At 62.9% G+C, this 14,748-nt stretch carries 16 protein-coding genes; 13 read left to right on the forward strand and 3 right to left on the reverse strand.

The window, feature by feature from the left end:
• Positions 1-152 precede the first annotated feature (152 nt).
• Genes E7681_RS16965 through lnt form a run of 10 tightly spaced genes read left to right on the forward strand, consistent with a single transcriptional unit; the run spans position 153 to position 7,605 of the window.
• The gene (locus E7681_RS16965; RefSeq protein WP_136340449.1) at positions 153-719 is read left to right on the forward strand and encodes an SCO family protein; all 567 of its coding nucleotides are present in this window, start codon (positions 153-155) and stop codon (positions 717-719) included.
• 5 nt (positions 720-724) lie between these two features.
• Positions 725-1,147 carry a disulfide bond formation protein B gene (locus tag E7681_RS16970; protein ID WP_136340450.1) on the forward strand — a complete coding sequence of 141 codons (423 nt, stop codon included), beginning with the start codon at positions 725-727 and terminating at the stop codon, positions 1,145-1,147.
• The gene (locus E7681_RS16975; RefSeq protein ID WP_136340451.1) at positions 1,144-1,803 is read left to right on the forward strand and encodes a DsbA family protein; all 660 of its coding nucleotides are present in this window, start codon (positions 1,144-1,146) and stop codon (positions 1,801-1,803) included. The genes E7681_RS16970 and E7681_RS16975 overlap by 4 nt, the downstream gene beginning before the upstream one ends.
• A 23-nt stretch (positions 1,804-1,826) precedes the next feature.
• Entirely contained in the window at positions 1,827-2,294 is a 468-nt protein-coding gene (locus tag E7681_RS16980) for a copper chaperone PCu(A)C (protein ID WP_136340452.1), read from the forward strand.
• Positions 2,294-2,920 (forward strand): SCO family protein, encoded by a 627-nt coding sequence (locus E7681_RS16985; RefSeq protein WP_136340453.1) that lies wholly within the window; start codon positions 2,294-2,296, stop codon positions 2,918-2,920. Before E7681_RS16980 ends, E7681_RS16985 begins: the two co-directional genes overlap by 1 nt.
• A complete protein-coding gene (locus E7681_RS16990; RefSeq protein ID WP_136340454.1) occupies positions 2,917-4,290 on the forward strand; it encodes a M23 family metallopeptidase in 1,374 nt (457 codons plus the stop codon). The genes E7681_RS16985 and E7681_RS16990 overlap by 4 nt, the downstream gene beginning before the upstream one ends.
• A gap of 3 nt (positions 4,291-4,293) precedes the next feature.
• Positions 4,294-4,749, forward strand: a complete 456-nt coding sequence (locus tag E7681_RS16995) for a DUF411 domain-containing protein (RefSeq protein ID WP_136340455.1) — start codon at positions 4,294-4,296, stop codon at positions 4,747-4,749.
• 12 nt (positions 4,750-4,761) lie between these two features.
• Positions 4,762-5,544, forward strand: coding sequence for a ZIP family metal transporter (locus tag E7681_RS17000; RefSeq protein ID WP_013959873.1), 783 nt, complete (start codon positions 4,762-4,764; stop codon positions 5,542-5,544).
• A gap of 28 nt (positions 5,545-5,572) precedes the next feature.
• Positions 5,573-6,031, forward strand: a complete 459-nt coding sequence (gene lspA, locus E7681_RS17005) for a signal peptidase II (RefSeq protein WP_136340497.1) — start codon at positions 5,573-5,575, stop codon at positions 6,029-6,031.
• Entirely contained in the window at positions 5,998-7,605 is a 1,608-nt protein-coding gene (gene lnt, locus E7681_RS17010) for an apolipoprotein N-acyltransferase (RefSeq protein ID WP_136340456.1), read from the forward strand. The genes lspA and lnt overlap by 34 nt, the downstream gene beginning before the upstream one ends.
• On the opposite strand, the gene E7681_RS17015 is transcribed toward lnt, so the two are convergent.
• Together E7681_RS17015 and E7681_RS17020 are read right to left on the reverse strand one after the other, a co-directional pair.
• Positions 7,586-8,098 (reverse strand): L,D-transpeptidase family protein, encoded by a 513-nt coding sequence (locus E7681_RS17015; protein ID WP_136340457.1) that lies wholly within the window; start codon positions 8,096-8,098, stop codon positions 7,586-7,588. The two genes, lnt and E7681_RS17015, sit on opposite strands and share 20 nt — an antisense overlap.
• A gap of 62 nt (positions 8,099-8,160) precedes the next feature.
• Entirely contained in the window at positions 8,161-10,509 is a 2,349-nt protein-coding gene (locus E7681_RS17020) for a heavy metal translocating P-type ATPase (RefSeq protein WP_136340458.1), read from the reverse strand.
• A 162-nt stretch (positions 10,510-10,671) separates the two neighbouring features.
• Here E7681_RS17020 and E7681_RS17025 point away from each other — a divergent pair, with 162 nt between their 5' ends.
• Both E7681_RS17025 and E7681_RS17030 read left to right on the forward strand, forming a co-directional pair.
• The gene (locus tag E7681_RS17025; RefSeq protein ID WP_136340459.1) at positions 10,672-10,956 is read left to right on the forward strand and encodes a hypothetical protein; all 285 of its coding nucleotides are present in this window, start codon (positions 10,672-10,674) and stop codon (positions 10,954-10,956) included.
• 90 nt (positions 10,957-11,046) lie between these two features.
• Complete coding sequence (locus tag E7681_RS17030; protein WP_136340460.1) at positions 11,047-11,556, forward strand: hypothetical protein; 510 nt, start codon at positions 11,047-11,049, stop codon at positions 11,554-11,556.
• Between the two features lie 225 nt (positions 11,557-11,781).
• Here E7681_RS17030 and E7681_RS17040 read toward each other — a convergent pair whose 3' ends face one another.
• A complete protein-coding gene (locus E7681_RS17040) occupies positions 11,782-12,843 on the reverse strand; it encodes a radical SAM/SPASM domain-containing protein (protein WP_168733237.1) in 1,062 nt (353 codons plus the stop codon).
• Between the two features lie 25 nt (positions 12,844-12,868).
• Here E7681_RS17040 and E7681_RS17045 point away from each other — a divergent pair, with 25 nt between their 5' ends.
• Positions 12,869-14,746 carry an ABC transporter permease gene (locus E7681_RS17045; protein ID WP_136340462.1) on the forward strand — a complete coding sequence of 626 codons (1,878 nt, stop codon included), beginning with the start codon at positions 12,869-12,871 and terminating at the stop codon, positions 14,744-14,746.
• Positions 14,747-14,748: the final 2 nt, after the last annotated feature.

Genomic DNA, 14,748 nt, shown 5'->3' on the forward strand with positions numbered 1-14,748 from the left:
AGTGTCGGATTCACAGACGCGTGAGCTCAAGCCATACCATGATTTCGTGCTTGAACCTCTAGCAGCTAGAGGATGTATCCGCACAGGCAATAAGAATCAAAATCAGGCGAACAGGATTGTCCCTTACATCGGCACAGAAGTTTCTTTGGGTTTTGGCAGGCGTGGCAGCGCTTGCCTTCGTATGGCTTTTGCTATGGTCCGATTATCGTGCCGATAGCGCCCGAACCGACGCCGAACCGCCTTTTTTCGCTGAGTTCGAACTGACGGACCACCAGGGTATGGTTCGAACCGAGGAGGACTTTGCGGGGCGCTGGATGCTGGTTTTTTTCGGCTTTACCAACTGCCCCGACGTCTGCCCGACGACCCTATCCGAGGTCGCGGCGGTGATGGACGGTCTGGGCGACGATGTCGCCAAGGTCCAGCCGATTTTCATAACAATCGACCCCGAACGAGACACGCCCGCAGCACTCGCCGAATACGTCCCGCTGTTCGATGCGGGCATCATCGGGCTGACCGGCACGCCGGAACAGATCGCCGCCACATCCGAGACCTTTCCGATCTTCTTCGAACGCGTCGAAGAGGCTGCGGCGCCGGACGGTTACACGATGGGCCACACGTCGCATCTGTTCCTCTTCGATCCCGACGCGGGCTTCGCCGACTCGTGGCCCTACGGCACCTCCGCCGAAGAGATCCTCGCCGATCTGGAAGAGAGGATCTGACCGAAATGAACCGCATATCCGGAGAAACAGCCCTCGGGCTGGCGTGGATCATCGCACTCGTCGCCTCGCTTGCCGTGCTTTTCATCGGCGAGGTGCTGGGGCAGACGCCCTGTTTGCTGTGCTGGTTCCAGCGCGCCTTCATGTTTCCCTTGGCCATTGTCCTCGGGCTCGGCCTTTGGTGGCGGGACGGCCGCGTGGGGCGCTACGGCATCGCATTGGCGCTTGGCGGCGGCGCAGTCGCCCTGTGGCACATGGGGCTGTACGTCGGTCTTGTTCCCGAACGCATCCAGCCTTGCACAGCCACCGGCCCCTCTTGCACCGATGACAACCAACTGGTCTTCGGCGTCCCTATCCCGCTGATGGCGCTCGTCGCCTTCGCGCTGATCGGGGCGCTGTCGGCCCTTTCATTGAAGGACACACGAACATGAACCGACGCGGCCTGATCCTGTCCGTTCTCGCCCTCGGCGTCGCCGGTTTCGGCGGAGCCACCTGGTTTGCAACCCGCCCCGGCCCGGTGGTCGAAGCGGAGCCTGTTGCTCCGGAACTCGCGGAGGCGATGATCCGCCCCTACTCGCCCATCCTCGGACCTGCGCAGGCGCCCGTCACGATCGTCGAATTCTTCGATCCGGCCTGCGAGGCCTGTCGCGCCTTTCATCCCATCGTGAAGGACATCATGGCCGAGCATGGGGATGCTGTCCGCGTCGTGATCCGCTACACGCCCTTCCACGGCGTGGCATCCGAGGAAGCGATCCGCGTGCTCGAGGCGGCGCGCATGCAGGACATTTACGTGCCGGTGCTCGAGGCTGTTTTGCGGGAACAGCCGAGATGGGCGTCGCACGGTGCCCCGGCGCCCGGCCTGATCCTTCAGATCGCCGCCACGGCCGGACTCGATGCCGAGGCCGCGCGCACGCAAATGCTGGCACCCGATGTCGTGGCGATCCTGAACCAGGATCGTGCTGACGTCGAGACCGTGGGAATTCGCCAGACGCCCACATTCTTCGTGAACGGCAAGCCGCTCGATCCATTCGGAGAGGCAGAATTGCGTCGTCTGGTGGCCGCCGAAGTCGCTGCCGCGCAAAGCTGAATAGAAAGGGCAGGATCAGAACGATGAAAAAGTATATTTTGACTGGCACACTGGCCGCACTTTTGACCCTTGGAGGGCTCTCGGTGCCCGCGCTGGCCGGACCCGAGGATGTTGTCGTCGAGAATGCGTGGTCCCGCGCCTCCATCGGGATCAACCGTCCCGGGGCCGCTTACATGACGATCCGCAACACTGGCGACGAGCCAGTGACGCTGATCGGCCTTACAACACCGCTCGCGATGATGCCCGAAATTCACGAGACGAAGACAAATGCCGAAGGTGTGAGTTCCATGAGCCCGGCGGGGGAGATCGCGATCGCCCCGGGCGAGAGCGTCGCGCTCGAACCGGGGGGCCTGCACGCAATGCTGATGCGGCTACAAGAACCGATGACGGAAGGGGACACCTTTCCGCTGACCCTGCTTTTCGACGATGGAGGCGAAGTGACGGTCGAGGTGCCGATCCTCGGAATCGCCGCGCGGGGGCCAGAGGACTGATGCGGCGACGGGCGATCCTGGGGTACGGCGCGGCTGGTGTCGGGGCGGTCGCCCTGATGCTCTTCGTCGGTTGGTGGCAGGTCGATGGACCCGGTGGACCCGAACCTGTCGGGCAGCGGCCTGTGGCCCTGACCGAGATGGATTTCCGTCTGACGGATCATGAGGGCAATGGGGTCGGGCCAGAAACCCTGATCGGTCGCCCGACGATGGCGTTCTTCGGCTTCACCTACTGTCCCGATGTCTGCCCGACCACGCTCTCGGACATATCGGGATGGCTCGACGATCTGGGAGACGAGGCCGACGAGATGAACGTGGTTTTCATCACGGTCGATCCCGAGCGCGACACTGTCGAAACGATGGCCGAATATGTCGGCTACTTCCATCCTGCGATCCGTGGCTGGACGGGGCCGGAGGAGCAGATAGCGCGCGTCGCGGACGGCTTCCGCGCCACCTACGAAAGGGTGCCGACGGAGAGCGGCGATTACACGATGAACCACAGCGCGAGCGTCTTCCTGTTCGCAGCCTCCGGGCGGTTCGTCACCATGATCGACTATCACGAAGCCAGAGAATTCGCGGTGCCGAAGATCCGTCGCGCGCTGGCAGAAGAAATGGAGGGGGCGACATGAGGCTCAGAACTCTGGCGGCTTGTGTTGCAATTGCGGGGACGGTTTCGGGTGCGGCTATCGCCATCTCCGATCTTTTGTCGAAAGAACCCGTGCCGCCGGAACTTGCCCAGGCAGGTAGCTGGATGCCCCAAAGTCTTGAAGCCCCCCTGAACGTTGACATTCCCGTGACGCTGCCCGCGACGGCATGGGCAGAAGATGCATCCGACCTCGGCCCGCTGCCCCTTCTGCAGGTCGCTGTTGCCGACGTGCCGGTACGGGCGATCGAGCCACCGCTGTCGACGTGGTCGCGCGACATTGCACCCGGCGAGACGCTCGATTTCTTGCTGTCCGAAGCCGGTCTTGCGGCACCTGACAGAGCGGAAGTTGCCCTCGCGCTCGGTGCCGAATACGATCTGCGACGGCTGCGGCCGGGGCACTCGGTCACTGTTGCTTCGACCATGGACGGCAGCCCCCGCACCGTCGCACTTGCCGTCGAGGACGGGGTTCGGATTGAGGTGGTTTTCGGCGAGCAGTTGTCCACACAGGTCGTGGCTCCGGATCCGGAGATCGTAACCCTCGCCGGCGAAGCCGTGATCGACAGCTCCATCTTCGCGGCACTCGACGAAGCCGGCATACCCGCCCGTTTTTCCGTGGACCTTGCGCAGATGCTGGGTGGGACCGTGGATTTCCGCCGCGAGATGGCTGGTGGCGAAACACTAAGGCTTCTCTGGCGTGAGGCGCGGGTCGGCGAGGACAGGATAGGACAGCCCGAACTCGCCTTCGCCGCACTGGAGATCGGCGGTTCGCTCTACGAGATCGTATGGCCTGACGACGGCAGCGGTCAGGCGACGATCTACGTCGATGGCGAGGTGCTGCGCGTCTTCGCACAGCCGGTCGAGGGTGCGCGCCTCAGCTCGGTGTTCGGGCGCCGCACGCATCCGGTCTTTGGCAACGTTCGGATGCACACCGGCGTCGATTTCGCAGCGGCACGTGGGACACCGGTTCAAGCGACGGCACCGGGGCGGGTCAATTTCATCGGCTGGCGCGGCGGATATGGTCGCGTGGTCGAAATCTCGCACGGCTCCGACACCATGACGCGCTACGCGCATCTGAGCGCCGTGCCGGAAGACCTGGCACAAGGCCAACGCGTTGCGGCGGGAGACGTGATCGGCCGCGTCGGCGCGACTGGCACGGCGACAGGTCCGAACCTGCACTATGAGGTGCTCGTGGATGGGCGCCCGACTGACCCCCTCTCTGACGACCGGCTCGCCGAAGCGGCCGAGAGCGATGCGGATGATACCGCCGCGCTCTCGAGTCTGGCCGAGGCGCGGACGCTTCTGAATGAAAACCTCGGCAGCGAGATTGCCGAAACGACAACCGAAAGGCTCTGACCCATGAAACGCATGACCCAAGCTCTTGCCATCACGCTCGCCCTTTTCCCGGCGGCCCAGGCCCTCGCAGAGACGACGGCGATCGACGTCCGCAAGACGAACGGATGCGGCTGCTGCCTCTCGTGGATGAACCACCTCGAAGAGAACGGTTTTGTGCCGACCGGCCAGGACATGTTCGGTGGGTCGCTGGTTCGCTTCAAGCTCGACAATGGCGTGCCGCAGCGCATGGTCTCCTGCCACACCGCGCTAATCGAGGGCTACGTGATCGAAGGCCATGTCCCGGCCGCTGACATCCGCCGCCTTCTCGATGAGCGCCCGGACGCAGTCGGTCTCGCCGTGCCTGGGATGCCCTATGGCTCGCCCGGCATGGGGCCAGAAGACGACCGCGAGGCCTATGATGTCTTCCTCATCCGCAAGGACGGGTCGACGGAAGTCTTTTCGAGCTACGCCGAAGGATAATCTGGCCCGCCCATGGAAAATCTGTCTCCGATAATGCTCGGCTTTCTCGGAAGTCTCGCCGCCGGTTCGCTCACGGCAGTCGGAGCAGCTCCCGTGCTGTTCGGGCGCATCCCGTCCCGGGCCACGCGCGACCTGTCGCTCGGCTTCGCTGCCGGTGTCATGCTGTCAGCCTCGTTCTTTTCGCTGATCATCCCCGCATTGGATGCGGCCGAGCCGATGTTCGAAAACGGCGCGATGCCTGCGGCCATCGTATGCGTCTCGATCCTTCTGGGCATGGGGGCTGTCGCACTGATGAACGAAAAGCTGCCGCACGAGCATTTCAAGACGGGACGCGAAGGGCCCGAAGCGGCGTCATTGCGGCGGGTCTGGCTGTTCATCATCGCGATCACGATCCACAACTTTCCCGAGGGTCTCGCGGTCGGGGTCGGGTTCGGTTCCGGTGGCATGGAAGGTGGCCTCCCACTCGCCATCGGCATCGGCTTGCAGAACGCGCCCGAAGGATTGGCCGTCGCGGTGTCGCTGCTGGGCGAGGGATATCCGAAGCTGCGCGCCTGGGGCATTGCGGCGCTGACTGGCATGGTCGAGCCGATTGGCGGTCTGCTCGGGGCCGGCATCATCACACTGTCGGAACCGCTGCTTCCATGGGGTCTGGCCTTTGCCGCGGGCGCAATGCTCTACGTCATTAGCCACGAAATCATCCCCGAAACCCATCGCAGCGGCCATCAGAACAGGGCGACGCTCGGTCTCGCAGTCGGGCTCGTTCTGATGCTGTTTCTCGATGTCTGGTTGGGTTGAGGCAATGTCACTAAACAAGGTATCTCCGGTGATCGGCGTCTTCGCGGCGCTTGCTGCGTTCGCGATTGATCAGATCACCAAAGCCATTGTTGTTGCGAATGCCGCCACTTTAAGCGCCGGGATTTCCGTGTTTCCGGGATTCAACCTCGTCTTTTATCGTAATGACGGCGTGACTTTCGGGATGTTGGGCGGCGCGCCGTGGTGGAGCCTCATCGCTCTCGCTCTTGCCATCTGTGTTTGGCTAGGGGTTATGCTGTTTCGCGCCGAAAATGCTGTCGAAACACTTGCCTATGGCGCGATCATTGGCGGAGCCCTGGGCAATGTCATCGATCGTGTGCGGTATCGGGCTGTAACAGACTTTCTCGATTTCTACATTGGCACAACACATTGGCCTGCCTTCAACTTGGCCGATGTATTTGTCGTCAGTGGCGTGGGGCTCTTGCTCGCCGCGCCATGGATCAGCGCGCGGCGTTCGATCAAGTCGTGAAGCCGGAAATTCTGAACCGCATCGCTCTGCGCCACCGTTTTCTTTCGCGGATGACGCTTGGTTTCGTCGCCGGGGCGCTGACCGTTCTGACTTTCCCGCCTTTCTCGCTTCTCTTGCTTGTTCCCATTGCCTATTCCGCGTTGTTTGTCGGTCTTCGCGATCTCTCCTTCGGGCGCGCTTTCCTCGTCGGCTGGGCGTTTGGTCTTGGCCAGTTCGGTTTCGGGATTTCGTGGATCGCGGAAAGTTTCGACGTCGAGGCCGAGCGGTTCGGGGCGATGGCGATCCCGGCCGTCGCAGGATTGTCCGCAGGTCTCGCGATTTTCCCAGCCATTGCCGCCGCGCTTTTTGCCGAAATCGCGCGGCGCGGAGCCATGGGCAGTCTCTTAGCCTGCCTCCTGTTCGCGACCTCCTGGACCGCTGCCGAGTGGTTGCGTGGTCACGTTCTGACAGGATTTCCGTGGAACCTCGCCAGCTACGCTCTGGTCGATTACGCCGCTTTTCGCCAGCCCGCCGCCTGGGTCGGAAGCTATGGGTTAAGCTTTCTCACCGTGTTCGTCGCGGTACTCCCTGGCGCGGCTGCTATGGCGTCCGGGCGGCAACGATTGACCATCTCGCTCATGGCGCTGGCCGGAATCGCGACGATGTGGGCTGTCGGCACGCTGCGCCTCCAGTCGGATGCACAACAGCCACCCGGTGTCGACCTGCGCATCGTCCAGGGCAACATTCCACAAGAGGAGAAATGGGCGCCCGAGAACCGCGAGGCGACATTCGCGCGCTATCTTGAGCTTTCAACCCGGCCCGGCGATTTCGACGTTCTTCTTTGGCCGGAAACCGCCTTTCCGGGTTTCCTCGATGAGGATACGGAGGCACGGGATCGCATTGCCGCTGCGCTACCAGACGGCAGGGTGCTGCTCACCGGTGTGCCGGACCGTGTACCGAGCGAAGATGGCACCCGATATTTCAACACGGTCCAGGCTTTTGGCGCGACCGGCAGAATCCTGACCGGATACGCGAAACACCATCTCGTACCCTTCGGCGAATATGTGCCATTCCGCGGCTGGTCGCCCATCGAGCGGCTCACGGCGGGGCTCGGCGACTTTACGCCCGGACCAGGCCCTCGAACGCTTGCGCTTCCGGGTTTGCCGCTGGTCGCCCTGGCGATCTGCTATGAGATCATCTTCCCAGGCCATGTGGTCGACGACCTGTTCCGACCTGACTGGATTTTCAACGCGACGAACGACGCCTGGTTCGGCACCAGCATCGGACCGGAGCAGCATCTGGCTTCCGCACGGATGCGCGCCGTAGAGGAAGGCCTTCCTGTCATCCGAGCCGCGAATACGGGCATCTCCGCGGTCATCGACGCGAACGGAGAGATCGTTGCGCGGCTTGATACCGGCGAAACGGGCATCATCGACGCTAGGATGCCCTCCGCGCGACCGCCGACCCTCTACGCGAGCTTCGGGGACTGGATGCTGTTGGCGCTCATCTTGGCTTCGTGGAGCTGGGCAATGGCGGCGAATGCGACGGCTCGCTACCGCCGCATGAGAAAGACCGTCATGCAAAGATGTGGATAGGTGTTCCGTCCTTCACCATTGCATAGATGTCCTCGATCTGCCGATCTGTGACCGCGATGCACCCAGCTGTCCAGTCGCGGACGGCCGTTGGGTCGATGCCCGGGCGTGGACCACCATGAATGAAGATGTCGCCGCCGGGGGAAAGGCCCTGCGCTTCGGCAAAGGCGATGTCGGCCTCATTCGGATAAGAGATGCCAACCGAAAGATGATAAGTGCTTTCAGGGTTGCGCTTATCGACTACGTAGTCGCCCTCCGGGGTCCGACCGTCTCCCTCGAATTGCTTGTGACCTTCGGGCGCGAAACCCAGCCCGACCGGATAGGTTTGCAATACCCGGTCGACTCCGTCGAGAACAAGCAAGCGCTGCCCCTTGTAAAGCCGAACACGGGTCACCTCGGGTCCGCCATAGCTGCGGAACTTGCTGGCACAGCCGGACAAAAACGCTGCGAACCCGCCCAACAGGACGGCGCGGCGGGGAAATCGGATGGTTTTCACTCCTCATGCCTCTTTGGTGAGGTCTGATATGGATATTACGGTACCTTGCAAATGCTGCGTGATCAATTTGCATGGGCAAGCGCGGCCTTTGTCATCTGTGGACCAACCTGTTCACCGCCGGACGGAGGCGCCTTGGCCTCTTGGCTGTTCAGCAGGCGCAGGGCGTTGGCCACCACCAGCAATGACACTCCTACGTCGGCTGCAATAGCGCCCCACATCGATGCCACTCCAAACGCGGTAGCGACAACGAAAACGCCCTTGGTCACCAAGGAAATACCGATGTTCTGATGGATAATCGACATTGTCCGGCGCGAATGACGGATCAGCCAAGGCACCTTGCCGAGGTCGTCGGTCATCAGGGCAATATCCGCAGTCTCGATTGCCGCGTCCGAACCAACAGCACCCATCGCGATGGCGTAATGCGCCCGCGCCATGGCGGGGGCGTCGTTCACCCCGTCGCCGATCATGGCCACCATGTCATGCGTTTCGACCAGTTCTTCGATGGCTGTCACCTTGTCTTCGGGCAGAAGCTCGGCACGGACCTCGTCGATGCCGACCTCGGCTGCAACAGCGCGCGCTGTCCGCTCGTTGTCGCCCGTCAGCATGACGATGGTCTTCACGCCCTGCGCGTGGAGCTGTGCCACGATGCCCTTGGCATCGGGGCGGATACGGTCGCGCAATTCCAGGATGCCGGTGACGCCGGTGTCGTCGCCCACGGCAACAAGGGTGCTGCCAGCCCCTTCGATGCGGTCGCGCAAATCCTTCGGAATGGCGTCGCCGAAACCCTTCTCCTCGGCAAACCGGTCCGACCCTAGCCAGATCGACCGGCCGTCAGTGCGTCCTTCAAGTCCCCTACCAGGAACGGTTCGGGTATCTTCTGCGGCGCACACCTTGATGCCGTCGGCTTCTGCCCGTGCGAGAATGGCGCGCGCCAGGGGATGCGAGGAACGTGCCTCGAGCCCCGCGGCGCGGGTCATCAGATCCTGCGCCGATGCTCTACCCAGCGGATGCACCGCCGCCACCTCGGGCTCGCCCATGGTGATCGTGCCGGTCTTGTCCATGGCCAGTGCAGTGGTCTTGCCCGGTGCCTCAACATATGCACCGCCCTTGATCAGCACTCCGGCCCGCGCTGAGGCGGTGAGTGCGGCGACGATGGAGACCGGTGTCGAGATGACCAGAGCACACGGGCAGGCGATCACCAGCAGCACGAGTGCATTGTAGAACCAATAATCCCAGGCTCCACCGAAAATGAGCGGCGGCAGCAGGGCAATTGCAATGGCGAGAGCCATGACGATAGGCGTGTAGATGCGGGCGAACTTCGCCACCCATTGCTCCACCGGCGCGCGGCGGGCATGGGCGTCGCCGACCATGCGGATGATCTTGGCCAAGACGGTGTCCGAGGCGGCCTTCGTGGCGCGCACCGTCAATGTGCCTTCGCCGTTGATCGTGCCAGCATAGACTTCGTCGCCTCGTTCCTTTGGGACCAGCGCACTCTCTCCGGTGATTGGCGCCTGATCGACCGCGCCCGCGCCGTCCGTCACCTCACCATCGAGCGGGATACGGTCGCCACCGCGTACTATGAAGCTTGAGCCTACGGCGACTTGAGCCGCCGGAACGTCGGCCTCGCTTCCGTCTTCGCGGATCATGCGCGCCGTCGGTGGTGCAAGATCCAAGAGCGCCGAGACCGCATTCCTCGCACGCCCGACGCTCCAGCTTTCGAGGTAGAGCGAGAGCGAGAAGAAGAACGCGACCGTCGCCGCCTCGAAGAATTCGCCAAGCCCGATGGCACCGGCCACGGCGACAACCATGAGCAGGTTCATGTCCGGCGACAGCCGCCGAGCGGACGACCATGCCTTGGGTGCCACGAGCCAGACACCGAACAGGATCGCAACCGCGAACAGCCCTGCCTCGACCAGCGGCATCGGCGCTTCGCCGTGCCCCGCGAAAAGGCCGAACGCCCCGCCCATGCCCGTCTCGATGATGTGCCAAAGGAATCCCGCGGCCCAGAAGCCACCGCTGAGCGCCGTAAACAGCCGCTGTCGTGCAAGATGGGCCGCCTGGTCGACCGACGCGTTTTCGGCATCCCAGGGCTTGGCGGTCATGCCGGTGCTTGCCACCAGTTCTGCAACTTCGCCGTCCGATACCTTCATTGCGCTGTCGAGGATGGTCATCCGTCCATTGATCACGTCGAACGCGAGATGCTCCGCCCCGCCGATCTTCGGGCCGACCACCTTGTTCAGGATCGCGACCTCTTCGGCGCAATCGAGGCCTGAAACCTGAAAGCTGCGCCCGGCATACGGCGCGGGCGTTACTGGAGCGACGTTGCCACAGCTTCGACTGCCTCCGCAGCAGCCGTCGCCGGATGCCTGCGGAGCGTCGGTATCATCATGGCGGTGGATATAAGACGGCATGAACGGACCTCGGGATTCGGACAGTTCAGATCGACATAGCACCTACAGCAACTAGAGCTTCAAGTGAAAAATCGGTTGGTCTTCATGTTCTGTTTTTTGGTAGGACTGACAGCGGATTGCCCCGTTTTGGCGAGGCAGAAAGCAAATGCGAAAGGAAACTCAATGCAATCGATCATGCAAAAACGTAACATGATGGTCCTGCCCACGTTAATGCTCGCTGCCGGGTGTGCCATTTCACCGAGCGACAGCAGCGATACCGCAAACGCGATCGGGAACGTGCCCGAAAGCGTGGTGGCGATGGCGGCACCCGATCAAGACGTTTCGACCGCCCGCCTCAGGCCGGGAGACGGCTGTTATTGGTACGAGCACAACGGCCCGGTGGAGGTGACCTTGCTCCCCCTGCGAACAGCGAACGGCAATCCGATCTGCGCCGCGCGCCCAACCTGAGATCGCTCGACCGACCGCAAGAAGCGTCACGGCTTACTGATTGAGCGCGCGCTCATTTATGCAATCAATAAGCTGTCGCATTGGCAGGCCATGAAGGAACAGATCCCAGTCGCAGGAGGCAAGGCCCATCTCGACTGCCTTGCACTCAATACCAATTCCGGCAAGCTTTTCGTGTTTGAGTGCAAACGTGGTCACGGATCATTCGATGGTGACAAAATCAGCGCAATTGACCAGCGACTGGGCAGAATAAAAGCCTCGATCGGCGCGCATGCAAGGTCTAAAGGATGGGCCCCCGTTTCTATCGAGATATTCATTCTCAGTTTCTATGGGACGACGTGGAATTCAGCCTATCCAATTTACGACAAGAACACCATATCTAGTTTATTCGAGCCTTGCATTGGCAGATTTACACTGGAGTTCATGGATCATTTGGAGACCATGGTGGCGAGTGCGTACGGCACTGAACTGCGTGACGCAGTCGATGTTGACCGGGGGCAAACCATCTTTGACATGCTGGATGAGCAGATGGATGCCCGTGGACCGGATGTGTTGTTCACCAAAGATGGTGCCGATTTCGTGGCGGCGCAATATCAAGAATAAAGCGTGCCTCGCGTGTATCATGGGTCGCGGCAATCCCGAGCCTGCCCTCGCATCACGGCATAGTCGCCTGGCACGTTCGAGATCGCCGTTCCATTTGGCAGCATGCCAGGTTATGCACCGCCCGCGCCTGGAACTCCCGGCTGTACCCGACAACCGGTGAACATGCTGCAGCGCCGCCGTCCTCAGAACGGACCGTCGCGCAACCGGGCAACAAGCTCGTCGCGCTTACGGGGACGGCAATCTGCCACCTTCCAGCCCAACCACCACCATTCCCGTCAAATGCCAGATCGCCGCCATCATGATCCCCATGTTGAAGGCAAACTCGTTGGCGCAGCTCTGCTTGAAGAATTCCCCCTCGAGAAACATACAGGATCCCTTGCAGAGCTGAACGACCGGGCATGACATGCATTCCTCTCGGAAAGCAAAGTGTGTCGCGGTGTCGAGCGCGATGGCGTCAAAGTTGGCAACATGCCCGATCTTGTGCTCGCCCTTCGCGCCAGTGTTCTGACAGGTCATCACGTTCCCGCGCAGGTCGACGGCAATGGCATGGGGGCTGTCCATTCCGCATTTTTGGCCGAGGGCCTCGATGGGCCTGCGGCGCTGGATAGCAGCATAGAACTCGTTGATGCGCTCCCCAAGGCCGAAGGCATTCGGGTCCTCGACCAGCGCCTCGAAGATCGACCGGGTCAGGCTGTTCAGCTCCGCGGGCTCAAACCGTCCCGTTCCGATGGCGGTCGCGGCGTCATAGACATTCACGACGCCTTCGAGCCCAACGAAGATGTCCGGCCCCACCTTCTCGGCGAACCAGGCCTTGAGCGCTCGCAGGTCGTGATGCTGGCGGGTCAGCACCGCATTGAAACCTGTCTTTTCGGGGCGCTCGGCCAGCAGGGTTTGGATCCTGTGGCTCTTGTCAGGATCGTCGAACGGATCCGGCCCGCGTAGATGCTGACCAGGCCCGTCATGTGAGATCGTGATTTCAATGTCGTATTTCGCGATGAAGTCGATCTTTTCACGGGAGAGGAGCGAGCCGTTAGTGACGATCGAGAAGCGCGCCGCCGGAAAGCGTTCCGCCAGCGCCGGGATCAACCGCTTGATCTTGGCCCAGTAGAGGAACGGCTCCCCGCCCCATAGCTCGATCTTTTCTGGGGCGTCGGTGATCCAACTGTCGAGCTGGGTCAGGAAGTGCTCGACATCGGCCAGCTTCGAGACCGTGGCATCGGCGATCTGGAAGGCCTGGCTGCAATAGCTGCAGGCATAGTTGCACGAGAGCCCAAGCTGGATTTTCAAAACGCGAGGTACGCGAGATTTTCCGATGGGCTTGTCTTTGGCCACGCGCGGCACTGGCGCGAATATCCCCGGCTCGACCGGCAGCGGCAAGACCACGACGATGAAAATGATGACGGGGCTTCTGCCGCCAAGCGGGGGCGTGGTGCGGCTCTTCGGGGCGGAGGTAAATCCGCGTGATCTCGCGACCCGCCGGCGGGTCGGCTACATGTCGCAGAGCTTTTCGCTCTATACCGAACTGACGGTCGAGCAGAACCTTTCGCTGCACGCGCGGCTCTTCGCCATGCCTGAACCCGAGATCGCGCCGCGGGTCGAGGAGATGCTCGCGCGTTTCGATCTGGCCGAGGTGCGTGACAGCCTGCCCGAGCGTCTGCCGCTGGGGATGCGCCAGCGTCTGTCGCTCGCCGTCGCGCTGATCCACCGGCCCGAGATGCTGATCCTCGACGAGCCGACATCGGGCGTCGATCCGGTGGCGCGCGATGCCTTCTGGCGCATCCTGATCGCGCTGTCGCGCGACGAGGGCGTGACGATCTTCATCTCGACCCATTTCATGAACGAGGCGGAGCGCTGCGACCGGGTCTCGCTGATGCACGAGGGCAAGGTGCTGGCGACCGGCGCCCCGGCGGAGCTTGCGCGCGAGGTCGGGGGCGCGACGCTGGAAGAGGCCTTCATCCATCATCTGGAGGCGGCGGACGCCGGCGCTGCGGGCCATGCGGCGCCCATGTCCACGGAGGCAGTGCCGCAGGGCCACGGGCGGGCGCCGCGCGGTTGGCGACGCTGGTTCGACCCCCGCCGGATGGCCAGCCAGGCCCGGCGCGAGGCGCTGGAACTGTGGCGCGACCCGGTCCGGATGACCCTCGCGATCCTGGGCAGCGCGATCCTGATGTTCGTGATGGGCTATGGCATCAACCTCGATGTCGAGGATCTGACCTTTGCCGTTTACGACCACGACCAGACCGCGATCAGCCGCGACTACGCGCTGACCCTGTCCGGCTCGCGCTATTTCATCGAGCGCCCGCCGATCGAAGGCGATGCCGACATGGACCGGCGGATGCGCGCGGCCGAGATCAGCCTGGCGCTGGAGATCCCGCCGGGTTTCGGGCGCGATGTCGCGCGCGGGCGCCCGGTCGCCATCGGGGCCTGGATCGACGGCGCCATGCCCACCCGCGCCGAGACGGTGCAGGGCTATGTGCAGGGCATGCACCTGCACTGGCTGGGCCAGCGCGCCCGCGAGGCGGGCCTCGGCGATGCGCTGGCCGGGCCGGTCACGGTCGAGACCCGCTTTCGCTACAATCCCGACATGCGCAGCCTCGACGCCATGGTTCCGGCCGTCATTCCGCTTCTGTTGCTTCTCATTCCCGCGATGCTGAGCTCGCTCAGCGTCGTGCGCGAGAAGGAGCTCGGCTCGATCACCAATTTCTATGTCACGCCGACGACCCGGCTGGAATTCCTGCTGGGCAAGCAGATCCCCTATGTCGTGCTGTCGATGGGCAGTTTCCTGATGCTGACGGGTCTGGCGGTGACGGTCTTCGGCGTGCCGCTCACCGGCAGCTTTGCCACCCTGGCGCTGGCGGCGCTGCTCTACGTGACGGCGGCGACGGCCATCGGGCTGGTGTTTTCCGCCTTCACCCGCAGCCAGATCGCCGCGATGTTCGGCACGGCGGTGCTGACGATCCTGCCGGCGGTCAGCTTCACCGGGCTGATCGACCCGGTCTCGTCCCTGCAAGGCGCAGGCCGCGCCATCGGCGAGATCTACCCGACCACCCATTTCCTGACCATCGCCCGCGGCACCTTTTCCAAGGCGCTCGGCTTCGCGGATCTGCGCGGCGCCTTCCTGCCGCTGGCGCTGTCTGTGCCGGTCCTGATCGCCGCGGCGGTTCTTTTCCTTCGCAAGCAGGAGACCTGAGC

The organism is Thalassobius vesicularis (assembly GCF_004799325.1).
In the GTDB taxonomy this organism is placed as follows: domain Bacteria; phylum Pseudomonadota; class Alphaproteobacteria; order Rhodobacterales; family Rhodobacteraceae; genus Thalassobius; species Thalassobius vesicularis.

What these genes read in the sequence shown, in the direction of transcription:
- E7681_RS16990 (WP_136340454.1), top strand. Translation starts at nt 2,917, where the DNA reads ATGAGGCTCAGAACTCTGGCGGCTTGTGTTGCAATTGCGGGGACGGTT.
- E7681_RS17030 (WP_136340460.1), top strand. Translation starts at nt 11,047, where the DNA reads ATGAAGGAACAGATCCCAGTCGCAGGAGGCAAGGCCCATCTCGACTGC.
- lnt (WP_136340456.1), top strand. Translation starts at nt 5,998, where the DNA reads ATGGATCAGCGCGCGGCGTTCGATCAAGTCGTGAAGCCGGAAATTCTG.
- E7681_RS17020 (WP_136340458.1), bottom strand. Translation starts at nt 10,509, where the DNA reads ATGCCGTCTTATATCCACCGCCATGATGATACCGACGCTCCGCAGGCA.
- E7681_RS17025 (WP_136340459.1), top strand. Translation starts at nt 10,672, where the DNA reads ATGCAATCGATCATGCAAAAACGTAACATGATGGTCCTGCCCACGTTA.
- E7681_RS16995 (WP_136340455.1), top strand. Translation starts at nt 4,294, where the DNA reads ATGAAACGCATGACCCAAGCTCTTGCCATCACGCTCGCCCTTTTCCCG.
- E7681_RS16985 (WP_136340453.1), top strand. Translation starts at nt 2,294, where the DNA reads ATGCGGCGACGGGCGATCCTGGGGTACGGCGCGGCTGGTGTCGGGGCG.
- E7681_RS17045 (WP_136340462.1), top strand. Translation starts at nt 12,869, where the DNA reads ATGGGCTTGTCTTTGGCCACGCGCGGCACTGGCGCGAATATCCCCGGC.
- E7681_RS16980 (WP_136340452.1), top strand. Translation starts at nt 1,827, where the DNA reads ATGAAAAAGTATATTTTGACTGGCACACTGGCCGCACTTTTGACCCTT.
- E7681_RS16975 (WP_136340451.1), top strand. Translation starts at nt 1,144, where the DNA reads ATGAACCGACGCGGCCTGATCCTGTCCGTTCTCGCCCTCGGCGTCGCC.
- E7681_RS16970 (WP_136340450.1), top strand. Translation starts at nt 725, where the DNA reads ATGAACCGCATATCCGGAGAAACAGCCCTCGGGCTGGCGTGGATCATC.
- E7681_RS17000 (WP_013959873.1), top strand. Translation starts at nt 4,762, where the DNA reads ATGGAAAATCTGTCTCCGATAATGCTCGGCTTTCTCGGAAGTCTCGCC.